The sequence below is a fragment of the Inhella sp. genome (genome assembly GCF_027532025.1).
Lineage (GTDB): Bacteria > Pseudomonadota > Gammaproteobacteria > Burkholderiales > Burkholderiaceae_C > Inhella.
In genome coordinates, this window is record NZ_JAPZSY010000107.1 from 1 (window position 1) to 17,083 (window position 17,083).

13 protein-coding genes are annotated in these 17,083 nt (G+C 69.0%); 12 read left to right on the forward strand and 1 reads right to left on the reverse strand.

Features of this window, described 5'->3' with window-relative positions; translation table 11 throughout:
• On the reverse strand, positions 1-2,764 hold a 2,764-nt coding region (locus tag O9335_RS13155; RefSeq protein WP_298388835.1), incomplete at its 3' end, for a TonB-dependent siderophore receptor.
• A gap of 205 nt (positions 2,765-2,969) precedes the next feature.
• Here O9335_RS13155 and dacB point away from each other — a divergent pair.
• The 12 genes from dacB (at position 2,970) to O9335_RS13215 (ending at position 17,068) form a co-directional block, all read left to right on the forward strand.
• Positions 2,970-4,424, forward strand: a complete 1,455-nt coding sequence (gene dacB, locus O9335_RS13160; RefSeq protein ID WP_298388837.1) for a D-alanyl-D-alanine carboxypeptidase/D-alanyl-D-alanine-endopeptidase — start codon at positions 2,970-2,972, stop codon at positions 4,422-4,424.
• Positions 4,425-4,481: 57 nt separating this feature from the next.
• The gene (gene murQ, locus O9335_RS13165; protein WP_298388839.1) at positions 4,482-5,372 is read left to right on the forward strand and encodes an N-acetylmuramic acid 6-phosphate etherase; all 891 of its coding nucleotides are present in this window, start codon (positions 4,482-4,484) and stop codon (positions 5,370-5,372) included.
• Positions 5,369-6,652, forward strand: a complete 1,284-nt coding sequence (locus tag O9335_RS13170; RefSeq protein ID WP_298388842.1) for an MFS transporter — start codon at positions 5,369-5,371, stop codon at positions 6,650-6,652. The genes murQ and O9335_RS13170 overlap by 4 nt, the downstream gene beginning before the upstream one ends.
• Entirely contained in the window at positions 6,649-7,779 is a 1,131-nt protein-coding gene (locus O9335_RS13175; RefSeq protein ID WP_298388844.1) for a heparan-alpha-glucosaminide N-acetyltransferase domain-containing protein, read from the forward strand. The genes O9335_RS13170 and O9335_RS13175 overlap by 4 nt, the downstream gene beginning before the upstream one ends.
• The gene (locus tag O9335_RS13180; RefSeq protein ID WP_298388846.1) at positions 7,779-9,266 is read left to right on the forward strand and encodes a family 10 glycosylhydrolase; all 1,488 of its coding nucleotides are present in this window, start codon (positions 7,779-7,781) and stop codon (positions 9,264-9,266) included. The genes O9335_RS13175 and O9335_RS13180 overlap by 1 nt, the downstream gene beginning before the upstream one ends.
• Positions 9,263-10,177 carry an N-acetylglucosamine kinase gene (locus O9335_RS13185; protein WP_298388847.1) on the forward strand — a complete coding sequence of 305 codons (915 nt, stop codon included), beginning with the start codon at positions 9,263-9,265 and terminating at the stop codon, positions 10,175-10,177. The genes O9335_RS13180 and O9335_RS13185 overlap by 4 nt, the downstream gene beginning before the upstream one ends.
• Entirely contained in the window at positions 10,174-11,019 is an 846-nt protein-coding gene (locus tag O9335_RS13190; RefSeq protein WP_298388849.1) for an N-acetylmuramoyl-L-alanine amidase, read from the forward strand. The genes O9335_RS13185 and O9335_RS13190 overlap by 4 nt, the downstream gene beginning before the upstream one ends.
• Positions 11,016-12,029 (forward strand): ABC transporter permease, encoded by a 1,014-nt coding sequence (locus O9335_RS13195; protein ID WP_298388850.1) that lies wholly within the window; start codon positions 11,016-11,018, stop codon positions 12,027-12,029. Before O9335_RS13190 ends, O9335_RS13195 begins: the two co-directional genes overlap by 4 nt.
• A gap of 83 nt (positions 12,030-12,112) precedes the next feature.
• A complete protein-coding gene (locus tag O9335_RS13200) occupies positions 12,113-12,979 on the forward strand; it encodes an ABC transporter permease subunit (RefSeq protein WP_298388852.1) in 867 nt (288 codons plus the stop codon).
• Complete coding sequence (locus O9335_RS13205; protein ID WP_298388854.1) at positions 12,979-13,989, forward strand: ABC transporter ATP-binding protein; 1,011 nt, start codon at positions 12,979-12,981, stop codon at positions 13,987-13,989. Before O9335_RS13200 ends, O9335_RS13205 begins: the two co-directional genes overlap by 1 nt.
• Positions 13,986-14,945, forward strand: a complete 960-nt coding sequence (locus O9335_RS13210; protein ID WP_298388856.1) for a peptide ABC transporter ATP-binding protein — start codon at positions 13,986-13,988, stop codon at positions 14,943-14,945. The genes O9335_RS13205 and O9335_RS13210 overlap by 4 nt, the downstream gene beginning before the upstream one ends.
• A gap of 248 nt (positions 14,946-15,193) precedes the next feature.
• Complete coding sequence (locus O9335_RS13215; protein ID WP_298388858.1) at positions 15,194-17,068, forward strand: bifunctional diguanylate cyclase/phosphodiesterase; 1,875 nt, start codon at positions 15,194-15,196, stop codon at positions 17,066-17,068.
• Positions 17,069-17,083 lie beyond the last annotated feature (15 nt).

A 17,083-nucleotide genomic window follows, 5' to 3' on the forward strand; every position in this document is an offset into this window, starting at 1 on the left:
TGCTGCCAGAGCCCAAGTTGTCGTCGTAGTAGGCGCTGAAGGGCGGTGCGTCGTCCAGCAAGTTCTTGATGCCGGCGATCACCTCCATGTTCTTGAAGCCCTTGTACGAAACCGACACGTCGTAGACGGTGTACGGCTGCACCTTCGGGCTCCAGTTTGGCGGGCTGACCCGCCCAGCCACCACACCGGGCAAGACGTTGTCGTTGTAGCCGCTGCTGTAGCGCTGGGTCAGGCTGCTGGTCCATGCGCCCTCGGTGTAGCTGAAGGTGGCGGTGTGCTTCCAGCGGATGCCGGGATCGCCGTAGCGGTTGAACTGCCCAATCTCGCTCGGGCCGTATGGCAGCACGTCGAGCGCGCGCGACTTCTTGCTGAGCAAGTAGGTGCCGTTGACGTTGGCCTTCCAACGGCCGTCGCCCACGCGGAATTGGCCCTCGACCTCCCACTCCAGGCCGGTGGTCTTGGAGCCACCGGTGTTGAACCAGCGTTGGTCGATGGCGGTCACGTTGCCGGCGCTGTCTCGCACCCAGCGCGACTTGAACAGGTCGTAGTAGCGCGTGAGTTCCGAGATGCCGGGCTTGCGCATCGAATCCTTGAGCTCGATCGACCACCAGTCGATGGAGGCACGCAGGTCGCGCGTGGGCGAGAACGCCAACCCGACAGAGGCGATGTTGGCCTTTTCAGGCTGCAAGTTGGGGTTGCCACCGTCGATGGTGTCCGGCGAAATCGACGTGCAGCCAGGCAGGCCGCTGACGACCAAGCTGGGGCACTTCTCCGGGTCCACCAGGGTGGACACGCCCGAGAACGGGCTTTGGGTGACGCCGTTGAGCTGCTGGCTGAAGGTCGGCACGCGGAAACCGGTGCTGTAGCTGCTGCGCACCATGATTTGCTCGCTGGGGAACCAGCGCACCGCCAGCTTCGGGTTGGTGGTGCGGCCAAAGCCGGTGTACTGGTCGGTGCGCACCGCCAGGGTGGCCTCGACGGTTTTCAGCACCGGCATCAGCAGCTCGCCGTACACGGCCTTCACGTCGCGGCTCTTGCCATCGACGCTGTTGGACTCGTCGAAGGGCGCGGCGATGATGATGCCGCCCGGCGCGCTGGCCGCTGGCAAGCCGCGGAAGCGGTAGGTCTCACGCCGGAGATCCACGCCCACCGCCGCCATCGCGGTGCCCCCGGGCAACTTCATGATGGGGCCCGAAGCCGAAGCGTCGGCCTGTTTGACCTCGAACTTGCCGCCGTAGAGCGGCAAACCGCGGGCGTTGATGCCCTCCAGCGCCGCCAAACCCGCGCTCGTCTGGCTCAAGGTGAACGGGTTCAGCGAGCCATTCGCCAGGATGTTGACCATGCCATCCCGGTAGTAGTAGCCGTTGCGCAGCGCCGACTTGTCCTCGCTGTAGCCCGTGGACACGCCCACGCGGTAGTCCCAATCGGCGAAAGGCAGTGGGCCGTCGGCACCCAAGAAGAAGCGGCGGGACTCGGTATCGGTCTCGATCTCGCGCGGACCGCAGGGCAGGCAGCGCCAACGGAAGTAGATGTCGCGGCCGCGGTTGCCCTCCAGCGTCGGGAAGGCGCCGACCAGCGCATTGAAGACGTCGTTGTAGGAGCTGTTGGCCGTCGTGATCCGGTAGCGCGCCGTGCTGTTGTTGCCAATCAACTGGACTTCAGAGAAGGCTTTGTACGAGTTGACCTTGGCGCCCACCAACTCGGCGCTGATCTGGTGCTCGCCCAGCTTGTACGAGCCACGCAACACCAAGCTGGTGTTCTTCACGGGCTGCTGCAAGGTGGCCGACACCCCGGTGTCCCAGGCGCAGCCAAAGGCCGTGGCCGGGTTGTTCCAGAGCCGGTCGTCGTACGGGGCCGAGTTCGGCATCGAGCCACAACCTGCGCCCCCGGGCAAGTCCAGGGTGTTGATCCCGTTGTAGCGAACCGTGTCCCCGGGGCGCAGCACGCCGGTCGACGACGGGCCAGCCGCGCCGAGCGCCGCGATGGGCGAAAAGATGTTGGTCACCGTGGCCGTCGTGCCCACGGCAAACACCGTGGCGATGGGCGTGCCTCGCGTGTCCACCGACAAACCGCGATCGGGTTGGAAGGTGTTAACGAAATCGCGCTGCTGACCGGTCAGGATCTTGTTGTCGGTGTGGGCGGCAGCAAACAGCAGGCTGTAGCCATCCTTGGCTAGGTTACCCAGGCCCCCGCTCACCTTGACACCGTAAACCTCGCCGCCCTTGCGCGAAGGCACATCCATGAAGCCTTCGAGCTGCAAGCCCGAGAGGTCCTTCTTGGTGATGAAGTTGATGACGCCACCGATGGCATCCGTGCCGTAAATCGCCGAGGCACCGTCTTTCAGCACCTCGACCCGCTCGATGGCGTTCATCGGGATGGTGTTCAGGTTCACCGCCGTGCCATTGAGGCCGTGCGAGGCCACACGACGGCCGTTGAGCAACACCAGCGTGTTGCGCGAGCCCTGGCCGCGCAGGTTGGCAAACGAAGCGCCGTTGTTGCCTCGCGCATCACCCGCCACCACATCCGACTGGCTGGCCATGTTGTCCACGCCATTGCCATTGCTGGTCAGCAACCCGACGAGTTGCTCGGCGCTGCTGATGCCGGCGCGGTCGATTTCGGCTCGCGTGAACACCTGCACCGGCAGCGAGCCCTCGTCGCGGAGCCGCTTGATGCTGGAACCCGTGACCACCACTTTTTCCAGCTTGGCGGTATCGCCGCCGCTGCCGGTGGTGCCTTGGGCCTGTGCCCCCAGGTGGGCCCCCATTCCAAGGGTCAGGAAACACAGGGCTAGGCGGTTCAATCGCATAAGGGTTCCTCGGCGGGTGGGACAACGATAGGGCGCATCATGGCCGGACGACAGGGCACTGGGCACCCGGGACCTGCCCTAGCCACGATGAATGCTTGGGCCTGAACCATAACCCTGACTCATGCCAATGGCCGAAGCCGCGCGCAGACGCTAGGCTGACGGCATGCGCATCGGCCTGCTGTCGGGCGTGCTGAGCTTGGCCCTGGTTGTGGCGGGCTGCAGCACGTTGACCGACCCCCTTCCCCGCCCCGTTCACGCTGCCTTGTCGGCCGCCGACCTGCCCGCCGAGGCCTTGGCGGTCGTGGCATTTCCGGTGCACCGACCCAACACGGGACTGCGTTGGCAGGCCGACCAGGTCATGCAGCCGGGGTCCACCATCAAGGTGCTGACATCGGCCGTGGCGCTGGACGAATTGGGCCCCCAGTGGCGCGGGCGCACCGACCTGCTGGCATCGGGCACGCTGGTGGATGGGGTGCTGCACGGGCCTTTGGTGTTGCGCGGGGCCGCCGACGCCGACCTCGACTGGGGCGTTCTGTGGAACCTGTTGCGCCAGGCCCGCGAGGCCGGGGTGCGCGAGGTGCGCGGCGGGCTGTGGGTGGACCGCAGCCGCTTCGAGCCTGCGCGGGAAGACCAGGTGCCCCCCTTCGACGAGGCCCCCGAGTTCCCCTACAACGTCATTCCCGACGCGTTGCACCTCAACGGCAATCTGCTGGACTTGCACCTGCAGGCCGATGAGCAGAGCCTCACGGCGCGCTGGTCGCCCGCTTGGGCCGGCTTGACGGTCGACAGCCGCCAGGTCGCTCTGGTGGACGCGCCCTGCAACGCTTGGAACGCCCACTGGCGCCCACCCATCGTGAGCCCTCAAGCCGACGGTCTGCAAGTGCTGCTGCAAGGCGCCTTCCCGCGCGGCTGCACGGTGCGGCAGGCGCTGAACCTGGTGGACCGCGACTGGCTCGACCCGCAGGCGCTGCTGCAGCTGTGGCGCCAGCTGGGCGGCAAGGCCGAGCAGGCCGGGCTCGGCGGCACGCCTGCCGAGGCCCGCGTGCTGGCCTCCCACCAAGCGCGCCCACTGGCGGAGCTGCTGCGCGGGGCCATCAAGCGCTCGGACAACGCGCTGACCCGGCTCGTCTACCTGGAGTTGGGTGCCACCGCGCCCACCCCTGGGGCGGGCCGCAGCACGCGCGAACGCGCCGCAGCCCGGGTTGAAGCGTGGCTGAAGCGGCACGGCATCGACACGCGCAGCTTGGTGCTGGACAACGGGTCGGGCCTTTCGCGCAGCGAACGACTGAGCCCCACGCTGTTGGCCCAGGTCATTTCGACGGCACTGGCCGGTCGGCATGCCCCCGATTGGTTGGCCGGCCTGCCCCTGGTTGGTGTGGACGGCACGATGGGTCGCCGGCTGCGCGGCACGGCTGCCGAGGGGCGCGCTCGGCTCAAGACCGGCACGCTGAACAACGTCGTCGGCTTGGCCGGCGTGGTGTCCGATGCACGCGACCGCCCCTGGGTGGTGGTGGCGCTCTTGAACCACCCGCAAGCCGCAGCGAAGGGGCGTCCGGTGCTCGACGCCCTGATCGCCCTGCTCGCGACCCAAGGCGGCGCTTCCGAGAACCTGCAGTGATGGCCCCACGATCACCCGGCATGCGCCCAGCACCACGCCACTCCTAGAGTCCCCACCATGCCCGCCCCGCCCCGCACCGAGCAACCCGACACCCGACACCCCGAGCTGGACCGCTACGCCAGCGAGGCCCTGGTGCACGCCTTCGTGGACGACCAGTTCGAGGCCGTGCGCGCCGTGCAGGCCGCCGCACCGGCGCTGGCCCGCGCGGTGGAGGCCGCGCTGCCGCGCATCCAGGCCGGCGGTCGGCTGCTCTACGTCGGCGCCGGCACCTCAGGCCGTTTGGGCCTGCTGGACAGCGTCGAGCTCTACCCCACCTTCAGCTGGCCGCCCGAGCGCGCCAAGGCCCTGCTGGCCGGCGGCCCGCCCGCGCTGTACCGCGCCGTGGAAGGCGCCGAGGACGACGCCGACATGGGCGCGCGCGACCTGCACAGCCTCAAGCCCACGCCGCAGGACGTGGTGCTGTGCATCGCCGCCAGCGGCGCCACGCCCTACGTGATGGGCGCGCTGCACGCCGCAAAAGCCATCGGCAGCCTGACCCTGGGCTTTGCCAACAACGAGGGCGCGCCCGTGGCCGAGCAGGCCGACGTGGGCGTCACCCTCAACACCGGCCCCGAGGTCATCAGCGGCAGCACGCGCCTCAAGGCCGGCACGGCCCAAAAGATCGCGCTCAACACCTTCAGCAGCAGCTTGATGGTGAAGCTGCACAAGGTCTACGGCAACCTGATGGTGGACGTGAAGGCCACCAACGCCAAGTTGCGCCGCCGCTCGGTGGCGCTCACCGTCACCGCCACCGGCCGCAGCGAGGCCGAGGCCACGGCCGCGGTGGACGCCGCCGACGGCTCGGTGAAATGCGCAGTTCTGATGCTGCGCCACGGTCTGGACGCGCACAGCTCGGCGCAGGCGCTGGCGCGGGTGGACGGCAGCCTGCGCAAGGCGCTGGGCGAATGAGCGCCGCACCGATCCGCGTTGGCCCGTGGGGTTGGATCCCGAGCCTGTACCTACTCCAGGGCTTGCCTTACATGGTGGTGATGTCGCTCAGCGTCACCATGTACAAAAACTTGGGCTTGTCCAACACCGAAAACGCTCTCTACACGAGCTGGCTCTACCTGCCTTGGGTGATCAAGCCGCTGTGGAGTCCCTTGATCGAGCTCCTAGGCACCAAGCGGCGCTGGATTTGGCCCCTTCAGTTCCTGGTAGGGGCACTGCTGGCCGGTGTGGCGCTCACCCTGCCCCTGCCCAGCTTTTTCCAGATGAGCTTGGTCGTGCTGTGGCTGATGGCGTTCGCCTCGGCCTCCCACGACATCGCAGCCGACGGCTTTTACATGCTGGCTTTGCCAACCCATCAACAGGCCGCCTTCGTTGGCGTGCGGTCCGCAGCCTATCGGGCGGCCAACATCCTCGGGCAAGGTGGATTGGTTTACCTATCCGGAGTTTGGATCAAGCACTCGGGCAACCCGGTTGAGGCATGGCAAGGCGTGATGGCTTTACTCGCTGTCATGTTCGGGCTAGGGGCAACCTGGCACTTGATGGCACTTCCCATTCCCACTGCCGATCGCCCAGCTTCTATTCGCAATTGGCGCGTGTTTGCGCGCGATTCCGTCGACGTCTTCATTGCCTTCTTTCGCAAGCCGGGCGTCGGCGTCGTGCTGGCCTTCTTGCTCTTGTACCGATTTCCAGAGGCTCAGTTGCTGCGGCTGGTCTCGCCGTTCCTGCTCGACCCCATCGACAGGGGTGGTTTGGGGCTGGACAACCAGCAAGTGGGCATTGCGTATGGTTGGGTGGGCATTTCGGCGCTGACGCTGGGCGGCATCGTCGGGGGATGGCTCATCTCTCGCCATGGGCTGCGACGCGCCTTGTGGCCCATGGCCTTCGCGATCAACCTGCCCAACGTGGTTTACGTTCTGCTTGCATGGCTGCAGCCCCCTGGGATGTGGTGGGTCAGTGCCGCTCTGGCGGTCGAGCAGTTCGGCTACGGACTTGGATTCACGGCTTACCTCATGGTCATGATTTGGGCAGCCGACGGGCCGCACAAGACGGCGCACTACGCCCTGTGCACTGGCTTCATGGCCATGGGCATGATGGTGCCGGGCATGTGGAGCGGTTGGCTGCAAGACCTGATCGGCTACCTCGCGTTCTTCGCCTGGGTGTTGGTGGCCACCGTGCCCTCGTTCCTGGTGACGGCCCTGGTCCGCGTGCCCGAAGGCTTCGGCAAGAAGGAGGCCGCGTGAACGCCCGGCTGCAATCGCTCGACGCCTTCCGCGGCTTCACCATCGCCGCCATGCTTTTGGTGAACAACCCCGGCGACTGGGGCCACCTGTACGGCCCGCTGGCGCACGCCGAGTGGCACGGCTGGACCTTCACCGATTGGGTCTTCCCCTTCTTCGTCTTCATCAGCGGCATGGCCATGACCATGAGCTTGAGCCGCCGTGCCGCACTGGGCGACGACAAGCTCAAGCTCACGCTGACGACGGTGCGGCGCGGCGCCGTCATCGTGCTCATCGGCTTGGCGCTGAACTTCATCCCTGCGTTGGACCTCGACACCCTGCGCTGGCCCGGGGTGCTGCAGCGCCTGGGCCTGTGCACCATGGTGGCCGCGCCGCTGGCGGTGTACCTGGGATGGCGCGGCCAGGCCGCCGTGGGCCTGGGCCTCCTGGGCCTCTACAGCGTGCTGATGCTGGCCGTGCCCGTGACCGGCGCCGACGGCGTGATCCGCACCGGCTCGCTGCTGCCAGGGCAAGACACCGCCAGCGCGCTGGACCGCGCGCTGATGGACGGCCACCTGTGGGCCAAGTCCAAGGTGTGGGACCCGGAGGGCCTGCTCAGCACCCTGCCGGCCGTGGCCAGCCAAATCGCCGGCCTGCTGGCGGGCCACTGGCTCGCCACGCGCCGCAGCGCGGCCGAGCGCACCGTGGGCTTTTTCCTCGCGGGCCTCGTGCTGCTGTGGGCCGGTCAGGTGCTGCACGCCTGGAACATGCCCATCAACAAAAACCTGTGGACGCCGGCGTTTGTTGCCGCCACCGCCGGCTGGGCCTGCCTGCTGTTCGGGGCCAGCTTTTGGCTCTTGGACGCCGCCCCGGACGAGGCCTTGCGCCAAGGCGCGCGGCGGCTGGCGCAGCCCTTGGTGGTGTTCGGCATGAACGCGCTGGCGCTGTTCGTGCTCTCCGGCCTCGTGGCCAAGCTGCTGTACACCGTCAAGGTCGGTGACGCCAGCCTCAAGGCGGCGCTGTACGCGCCCTTGGCGGCCTCGGGCTTGGCCCCGGTCAACGCCTCTTTGCTGTTCGCCGTGGGGTTCGTGGCCGTGTTCTACGGCGTGGGCCTGTTCTTGTTCAAGCGGCAATGGTTCATCAAAGTCTGATGCCCCCCATCAGCCGCCGCCGCTGGCTCGGCGCCGCAGGCGCCCTGGGCCTGAGCGCTTGCACCACGCTCCCCCAGCCAGCCGGCCCGGTAACGCTGGAAGCCCCCGCCATCCCGCGCGAGTTCCGCGCCGCCTGGGTGGCCACGGTGGCCAACATCGATTGGCCCAGCCGCAAGGGCCTGAGCACGGCCGAGCAGCAGGACGAGGTGCGCGCCACGGTGGCGCTGGCCGCCTCGCTGGGCTTGAACGCTTTGATTCTGCAAGTGCGCACCAGCGCCGACGCGCTCTACCCCAGCGCGCTGGAGCCCTGGAGCGAGTACCTCACCGGCACGCAAGGTCAGGCGCCCGACCCGGCCTACGACCCGCTGGCCCTGTGGATCGCGGAGGCCCACGCCCGCGGCTTGGAGCTGCACGCCTGGTTCAACCCCTACCGCGCCCGCCAAAGCGCGGCGCAAAGCCCGCTGCACGCCAGCCACCTGAGCCAAACCCGACCCGCCTGGGTGAAGCCCTACGGCAAGCAGCTGTGGATCGACCCCGGCGAACCCGAGGCCGCCGCCCACACCCTGGCCGTGATGCGCGACGTGCTGAGCCGATACGCGCTCGACGGCCTGCACATCGACGACTACTTCTACCCCTACCCGGAGAAAGACGCCGCCGGCAACGAGGTCGACTTCCCCGACGAGGCTAGCTGGCAACGCTTCGGCCTGGCCACCGGCCTGAACCGCGCCGACTGGCGGCGGCAGAACGTCGACCGGCTGGTGGAAGCGATGTTCCGGCTCACCCGCGAGGTGCGCCCCGGCACCCAACTCGGCATCAGCCCCTTCGGCCTGATGCGGCCCGACGCCCGCCCGCCGGGCATCGCCGGTTTCAGCCAATTCGACAAGCTGTACGCCGACGTGGAGCGCTGGCTGCGCGAGGGCTGGCTGGACTACCTCGTGCCCCAGCTCTACTGGCCGCGCGCGCAAACCGCGCAGGCCTTCGGCCCCCTGCTGCAGGGCTGGCTGGCGCTGAACCCGCAAGGCCGCCACGTGTGGCCGGGCCTGTTCACCAGCCGCATCAACGCCGAGCCCACCAGCTGGCAGCCCGAGGAGATCGTTGGCCAAATCGACCTCACCCGCCAGCTGCACCCGGCCAGCGGCCACGTGCACTTCAGCATGGCCGCGCTGACGCAGAACCGCCGTGGCATCGCCGACCTGCTGCGCTTCAGCTACCCCGCGCCCGCCGTGCCGCCCGCCACGCCTTGGCTGCCCGCCCCCTCGGCGCCCGCGCTGCGCCTGGCCTGGGTGGACCGCCAACACGCCGCCTTGCTGGCCGACGACGGCAGCCCCCCGCCGCGCGTGTGGCGCTGGTGGCGGGTTCGAGGGCAATGGCGCGGCGAGTTGGCGGGCCCCGGCCTGTTCGCCTGGCCGGCCGACGCCGACGCGCTGGTGGCCAGCGCGATCGGCCGCAACGGGCTCGAGGGCCCGCGCCAAGGCTGGTTGAAATGAGCACCGCCTTGTTCGTCGGCCTGGACGCGGGCGGCACGGCCACCCGCTGGGCCGCCGTGGACGCTGGCGGCGCGCTGGTGGCCGAGGGGCAGGTGGACGGCTTCAGCGGCCTGCACCTGTCGCAGCCCGAGCCGCGCCAACAGCTGCCACACACCTTGGCCGCGCTGGCCCAGCAACTGCGCCCACACGGCCACGCGGTGGCGGTGGTGGGCGGGGTGACGGGCATCAGCGACCCGGCCGCTGCACCCACACAAGAACTCAACGGCCTCATCACCCAGGCCCTGGGCACCCCGCGCGTGGCCTGCCACAGCGACATGCACGTGGCCTTCCACGCCGCTTTTCAGCCCGGCGAGGGCGTCTTGGTCTACGCCGGCACCGGCTCCATCGCCACCCACCTGGACGCGGCCGGCACCCTGCACCGCGCCGGCGGTCGTGGCTTCGCGCTGGGCGACGAAGGCGGCGGCTACTGGATCGCCAAGGAAGCCCTGGCCGCCATTTGGCGCCGCGAGGACGAGGCCCCAGGCAGTTGGCCGCACAGCGGCCTGGCCCGGGCCGTCTTCAACGCCCTGGGCGGCCCCGATTGGGCGCTGACCCGCCAGTTCGTCTACGCCAGCGACCGTGGCGCCGTGGGCCGCCTGGCCCTGGCCGTGGCCGAGGCGGCCGAGCGGCACGACCCCGAGGCCTGCGCGCTGCTGCACCGCGCCGGCCAAGAGCTGGGCCGCCTGGGCGCCGTGCTGCGCCGGCGCCTGGGTCCCCAGCCCGTGGTCGCCGCCGGCCGCGTGCTGCTGCTACACCCGCTCGTCACCGAGGGCCTGCGCGCCGCGCTGCCCGCCGACTGCCCTTTGCAAACCCGCCAGCTCGCGTCGCACCACGCCGCCGCCCGCCTGGCCTTGAACGCGTTCGCCGCATGAAGACCAAGCTCCTCCCCCTGCTCGCTGCCCTTGCACTGGCCGGCTGCCAAACCACCGGCGTGCGCGTCGACACCACGTACACGAGCGAGAACCAAGACAGCCGCGTGCTGTTCCTGGTGATGCACTACACCGTGGGCGACTTCAAGAGCTCGCTGCACACGCTCACCAAGCCGAGCGCCGCGCCCGTCAGCAGCCACTACCTGGTGAGCGAGAACCCGGTGCGCACCTACCGCCTGGTGGACGAGAGCCAGCGCGCCTGGCACGCCGGCCCCAGCTACTGGCGCGGGCACACGCAGCTCAACGCCAGCAGCATCGGCATCGAGATCGTCAACACCGGCGGTACGCGCGGCCCGGACGGCGTCATGCAGTTCAAGCCCTTCCCGCAGGCGCAGATCGACGAGGTCATCGCGCTGAGCAAAGAGATCGTCAAGCGCCACAACATCCGCCCCGAGCGCATCGTGGGCCACAGCGACATCCAGCCCCGCAGCAAGCAAGACCCCGGCCCGCTCTTCCCCTGGCGCCAGCTGGCCGACGCCGGCCTGATCGCCTGGCCCGACGACGCCATGGTGGCCGCCAAGAAGGCGCAGTACGAGCAGGCCCTGCCTGAGCTGACTTGGTTCCAAGACAAGCTGGCGCAGTGGGGCTTCGCCGCTAGCCGCACCGGCGAGCTGGACGCCTACACGCGCGACGTGCTCACCGCCTTCCAGATGCGCTTCCGCCCGGCCAAGTACGACGGGCAACCGGACGCCGAAACCGCCGCGTTGCTGTACGTGGTGAACGACCCCGTCGGCATGAAGATCAAGCAGCCGCCAGAGCCCCGCCCCTACACGAGCCGCTGGTGATGAAGGCCCTGCTGCAAAGGCTCTTGATGCTGGTGCCCACGGTGCTGGGCATCACGGTCGTGGCCTTCGGCCTGATCCGCCTGGTGCCGGGCGACCCCGTCGAGGTCATGATGGGCGAGCGCCGGCTCGACCCCGAGGCGCACGCCGCGCTGGTGAAGCAACTCGGCCTGGACCAGCCCCTGCCCGTGCAGTACCTGGACTACCTGGGCCAGCTGCTGCAAGGCGACTTGGGCCGCTCCATGGTGTCCAAGGCGCCGGTCAGCGAAGAATTCGCGGCCCTGTTCCCCGCCACCATCGAGCTGGCCTTCATGGCCTTGTTCTTGGCCGTCGTCGTCGGCCTGCTGCTGGGCATGGCCGCAGCGCTGAAGCGCGGCACCTGGCTGGACCAAGGCGTGATGGGACTGGCCACCGTGGGCTACTCCATGCCCGTGTTCTGGTGGGGGCTGCTCTTGATCATGACCTTCTCGGTCAACCTGGGCTGGACGCCGGTGTCGGGCCGCGTGGCCATCGAGTACGAGGTGCAGCGCGTCACCGGCTTCATGCTGATCGACGCCGCGCTACACGACGAGAGCGGTGCCTGGTGGAGCGCCGTGCGCCACCTGCTGCTGCCGGGCATCGTGCTGGGCACGGCCAGCATGGCGGTGGTGGCGCGCATGACGCGCTCCAGCCTGCTGGAGGTGCTGCGCGAGGACTACATCCGCACCGCCCGCGCCAAAGGCCTGCCCATGGCGCGCATCGTGGGCGTGCACGCGCTGCGCAACGCCCTCATCCCCGTGCTCACCGTCATCGGCCTGCAAATGGGCGGCCTGCTAGCGGGCGCCGTGCTCACCGAAACCATCTTCAGCTGGCCCGGCATCGGCAAATGGATGATCGACGCCATCGCCCGGCGCGACTACCCCGTGGTGCAGGCCGGCATCCTGGTCACGGCGCTGACCTTCATCGCCGTGAACCTGCTGGTGGACCTGCTCAACGGCATCGTCAATCCGCGCCTGCGCGGCGGAGGGCATTGACATGAAACAACCCCCAGTCTCGCGTTCGCTCGCCACCCCCCGAGGGGGCGCTCAGTGGCTTCGGGCGGCCGGGCGCCACTGACATGAACAACCCCTTCCAAGAGTTCTGGCAAGGCTTCAAGGCCAACCGCGGCGCCTTCGTGGCCCTGCTGGTGTTCGCCACCCTGGTGCTGGCGGCGGTGTTCGCGCCCTGGCTGGCGCCTTACGACCCCATCCAACAGCACCGCGCCCACCTGCTGGCGCCGCCGGTGTGGATGGACGGCGGCAGTTGGCAGTTCGTGTTCGGCACCGACGAGCTGGGCCGCGACTTGCTGTCCCGCCTGCTGCACGGCGGGCGTGCCTCGCTGGGCCTGGGCTTGGCTGCGGTCGTGCTGTCGCTGGTGCCCGGCGTGCTGCTCGGCCTGCTGGCGGCCTTCTACGCCCGCAGCCTGGGACCGGTGGTCATGCGGGTGATGGACATCTTGCTCGCCCTGCCCAGCCTGCTGCTGGCCATCTGCGTCATCACGGTGCTGGGCCCGGGCTTGGTGAACACGGTGCTGGCCATCGCCATCGGCGCCTTGCCCGGCTTCGTGCGCCTCACACGCGCCGCCGCCCTGACCGAGCTGCCCAAGGAGTACGTCACCGCCAGCAGCGTGGCAGGCGCCGGCACCCTGCGCCTGATGCTGGTGACCGTGCTACCCAACTGCATGGCGCCGCTGATCGTCAACGCCTCGCTGGGCTTTTCCAGCGCCATCCTGGCCGCGGCCGGCCTGGGCTTCCTGGGCTTGGGCGTGCAAGCGCCGCTGCCCGAGTGGGGCACCATGCTGTCCAGCGCCCGCGACTACATCCAGCGCGCCTCTTGGGTCGTCACCCTGCCGGGCCTGACCATCTTGACCGCCGTGCTGTCCATCAACCTCATGGGCGACGGCCTGCGCGACGCGCTCGACCCCAAGCTGAAGCGGGTGAGTTGATGCTCGACATCCAAAACCTGCGCGTTCGCTTCGGCGCCTTCCCGGCCGTGGACGGCGTGGACCTGCACGTGGACGCCGGCGAGGTGCTGGGCATCGTGGGCGAATCCGGCTCGGGCAAGTCCGTCAGCATGATGGGCTTGATGGGGCTGATCAGCGCCCCCGGCGTGGTCACCGCCGACCGCTGCCGCTTCCTCGGCCACGACCTGTTGACGCTGTCGGACCGCGAGCGCCGCCGCGTGGTGGGCCGCGACGTGGCCATGGTGTTCCAAGACGCGCTGACCGCGCTGAACCCCAGCTACACCGTGGGCTTCCAGATCGAGGAGGTGCTGAAGCTGCACCTGGGCTTGAAAGGCCGCGCCGCGCGGGAGCGCGCCGTGGCCCTGTTGGAGCAGGTGGAGATCCCCGACGCCGCACGCCGCCTGCAGGCCTACCCGCACGAGCTGAGCGGCGGCATGAACCAGCGCGTGATGATCGCCATGGCCATCGCCTGTGGCCCGAAGCTGCTCATCGCCGACGAGCCCACCACGGCGCTGGACGTGACCATCCAAGCGCAAATCGTCGACCTGCTGCTGCGCCTGCAGCGCGAGCAGGGCATGGCGCTGATCATGATCACGCACGACCTCGCGCTGGTGGCGGAGCTCGCATCACGCCAGCCCCCACGCGACGCCTTGCAGGCGTCGCTGCCCCCCGAGGGGGCTGCACCGCCTCGGGAGCGGCCCGTCGGCGGTGCGCGCGTGGCCGTGATGTACGCCGGCCAGGTCGTCGAAACCGGCCCCGTGCCCGCCTTGTTCGACGCCCCCCAGCACCCCTACACCCAGGCCTTGCTGGCCGCCCTGCCCGAGCACAACCAAGGCGCGCGCCGCTTGCAGGCCTTGAGCGGCATCGTGCCCGGCGCGCACGACCGCCCGGCGGGCTGCCTGCTCAGCCCTCGCTGTCCCAAGGTCCAGCCCCGCTGCCACGCCGAACGCCCGGCGCTGGTGCAGGGCGTTCGTTGCTTCTTTCCCTCATGACCGCACCGCTCCTTCAAGCCGAGGCGCTGACGCGCCACTACCGCGTGCGCCAAGGCTGGTTCGGCAAGGCCACGGTGCGCGCGCTGCAAGACGTGAGCTTCGAGGTCCACGCCGGCCGCACCCTGGCCGTGGTGGGCGAGTCGGGCTGCGGCAAGTCCACCCTGGCGCGGCAGCTCACGCTGATCGAGCCGCCCACCGCCGGGCGCCTGTGCTTCGACGGGCAGGACATGACCCAGGCCGACGCCACCACGCGAAAGCGCCTGCGCCAGCAGGTCCAGATGGTGTTCCAGAACCCCTACGCCTCGTTGAACCCGCGCCACAGCATCGGGCGCACCCTGGCCGAGCCCCTGGTCATCAACACCACCTGGAGCGCGGCCGAGCGCCGCGAGCGCGTGGCCGCCGCGCTGTCGCGCGTGGGCCTGCGCCCTGAGCATGCCGGCCGCTACCCGCACATGTTCAGCGGCGGCCAGCGCCAACGCGTGGCCATCGCCCGGGCCATGATGCTCCAGCCCCGCCTGGTGGTGGCCGACGAACCCGTGAGCGCGCTCGACGTCTCCATCCAGGCCCAGGTGCTGAACCTGTTCATGGACCTGCAAGAGCAGACCGGCGTGGCCTACGTCTTCATCAGCCACAACCTCAGCGTGGTGCAGCACGTGGCCGACGAGGTGGCCGTGATGTACCTGGGCCGCGTGGTGGAGCGCGGCCCCAAAGCCACGCTGTTTGCCCAGCCCCTGCACCCCTACACCCAGGCCCTGATGAGCGCCACGCCCGCCCTGCACGCCGCAGACCGGCGAGAACGCATCGTGCTCAAAGGCGAGCTGCCCAGCCCGCTGAAGCCGCCCAGCGGCTGCGCCTTCCACCAACGCTGCCCGCGCGCCACGGCCCGCTGCGCCGAGGTGCTTCCCGCGCTCCGCGAGGTGGGCGGAAGGCTGGTGGCCTGTGACGAACTGCGCTAACCCAGGCCCTGGGTGGGCACGAAGCGGGCTTCAAGGTGACTTTCTGCCGGGAAGAAGGTGGTTCACGCGCTGGTTTTGGGGTTCAATCGACCGCTGATGTCCGCCCAACCAGCGCCTGAAAGCTCCCCCGTCGGCAGCCGCATCGAGCGAATTGGCTGTCATCGCGCGCCAGCCCGCCCCGCGCGAGATGGTTTGCGTTCACCCCCATGGCGCCGGACCGGTTCGACTCACTGCCTCGACAGCCGCCCATGAACTACCAAGCCCCCGCCCACCTCAGCGTGCCTGCGCGAAGCCAGCGCATGCTGCGCACGTTGCTGTGGAGCGTGGTCGTTTTGGGGCTGATGGCGGGGCTGTACACCGCCATTGGACGCCGCACCACCGCCGTCATCATCGCCGTCAGCATCGCGTCCTTGCTGCCCTGTTTTCTGCTGTCTCGGCGTCAACGCCCCGACGCCGCCGCCGACTGGTTCTTGTTGGTGACGTCTTGCATGGTCGGCGGGCTGGCTCTCCATGGTCATGGCCTGCGCGACACCTCCCTTCTTGCCCTGCCCGCCTTGTTGGTCTTCGCCGGCATGTTGCGGTCTGCCAGCACCTTGCGTTGGCTGACGGTGATCCAAGGTTTGATCATCGTGGGCGTCGGCTTGGCCTACGCGCCGCAAAACGCCGCACCGCCCGCCTCCAACACCGTGCTCACCGCCACGTTGCTGGCCATCTTGGGCATGACGGCTTATGCCGTGTGGAACCTGGTGTACGACCTGCGCGTGACCCTGAAGCAAGCGCTGGATGGCCAATCCAAGGCCCATTCCTCCATGCAGGCGCTGGAAGCCAATCGGCGCCAAGACGCCCTCACCGGCCTGCCCAACCGACACGCCGCCCAAGAGGCCTTGGTGCCAGCTTGCATGCTGCCGCGCTCGGGCGAGGCAACGGTGGCCCTCTTCAACGTCGATGGCTTTCGCTCCATCAACGACGCCTTCGGCCCCCAGGTGGGCGACCGCCTTTTGGTGGCTCTCACCGAGCGCTGGCGGCAAATGCTCGGCCCCGACGAAACGCTCTACCGCCTCAGTGGCGACGAATTCCTGGTGACCACCACGGCCAGTCTGGACGATGTGCAAAGCCTGGAATGGGCTCAACGATTCGTCAACGCCACGGGCGAACCCATCGACCTGGTGGGCATCGAGGTGCGCTGCACCGTGTCCGGCGGCATCGCGGCCACGCGCGGTGCCCACAGCTATGCCGAGCTGCTGAGTCACCTCGACGCGGCCATGCGGCTGGCCCGGGACCGCGGCCGCAATGGCGTGGCTGGATTCGCGCCCAACCTGCAGGAAGACCAGGCCTACCAACTCGACCTGCTGACCTCCATGCGCAACTGCCTCAAGCGCGGCGAGGGCTTCCAGATGCACTACCAGCCCAAGGTCGATTTGGCCAGTGGCACGGTCGTGGGCGCCGAGGCCCTGATGCGCTGGACGCATCCGGTGCACGGGCCGGTGTCCCCGGCGCAATTCATTCCGCTGGCCGAACGCTCGGGCCTGATCGTCGAACTCGGCCGTTGGGGCCTGCACGAAGCCTGCCAGCAGGCCCAAAGTTGGCGCAAAGCGGGCTGGACCGACTTCACCGTCGCCGTCAACGTGTCGATGGTGCAATGCCGGCGCGACGACCTCGCCAACGACGTGCTCACTTGCCTGGCCGAAACCGGTTTGCCCGGCTCGGCCCTGGTGCTGGAGCTCACCGAATCCGTGCTGGTCGACAGCGCCGACGCCCTGCACGCCGCGCTGCGCCGCCTGAGGGCGCTGGGCGTCACCCTGTCCATCGACGACTTCGGCACCGGCTACTCCAACCTCGCCTACTTGTCGCGGCTGGAGGTGCAGCAACTCAAAATCGACCAAGGCTTTGTGCGCCGCTTCGTCACCAGCCCGCCCGACCGGGCGATCGTGGAAACTATCATCGCCATGGCCCACAAACTCAAGCTCGACACGGTGGCTGAAGGCGTCGAAGAGCCGAGTTGGGCGGAGTCGCTCCAGACCCTGGGCTGCCGCACGGGCCAGGGCTACCACTGGTCGCGGCCCTTGCCAGCGGCGGATTTTTGGGACCGTTTCAAACCCCGGGCGCTGCTCCCTGCCGACTGATCCGACCCGGCCCCT

Excerpts from the sequence above, each read along its gene's own strand:
- dacB (WP_298388837.1), top strand. The coding sequence starts at position 2,970 with ATGCGCATCGGCCTGCTGTCGGGCGTGCTGAGCTTGGCCCTGGTTGTG.
- murQ (WP_298388839.1), top strand. The coding sequence starts at position 4,482 with ATGCCCGCCCCGCCCCGCACCGAGCAACCCGACACCCGACACCCCGAG.
- O9335_RS13170 (WP_298388842.1), top strand. The coding sequence starts at position 5,369 with ATGAGCGCCGCACCGATCCGCGTTGGCCCGTGGGGTTGGATCCCGAGC.
- O9335_RS13180 (WP_298388846.1), top strand. The coding sequence starts at position 7,779 with ATGCCCCCCATCAGCCGCCGCCGCTGGCTCGGCGCCGCAGGCGCCCTG.
- O9335_RS13185 (WP_298388847.1), top strand. The coding sequence starts at position 9,263 with ATGAGCACCGCCTTGTTCGTCGGCCTGGACGCGGGCGGCACGGCCACC.
- O9335_RS13190 (WP_298388849.1), top strand. The coding sequence starts at position 10,174 with ATGAAGACCAAGCTCCTCCCCCTGCTCGCTGCCCTTGCACTGGCCGGC.
- O9335_RS13200 (WP_298388852.1), top strand. The coding sequence starts at position 12,113 with ATGAACAACCCCTTCCAAGAGTTCTGGCAAGGCTTCAAGGCCAACCGC.
- O9335_RS13205 (WP_298388854.1), top strand. The coding sequence starts at position 12,979 with ATGCTCGACATCCAAAACCTGCGCGTTCGCTTCGGCGCCTTCCCGGCC.
- O9335_RS13210 (WP_298388856.1), top strand. The coding sequence starts at position 13,986 with ATGACCGCACCGCTCCTTCAAGCCGAGGCGCTGACGCGCCACTACCGC.
- O9335_RS13215 (WP_298388858.1), top strand. The coding sequence starts at position 15,194 with ATGAACTACCAAGCCCCCGCCCACCTCAGCGTGCCTGCGCGAAGCCAG.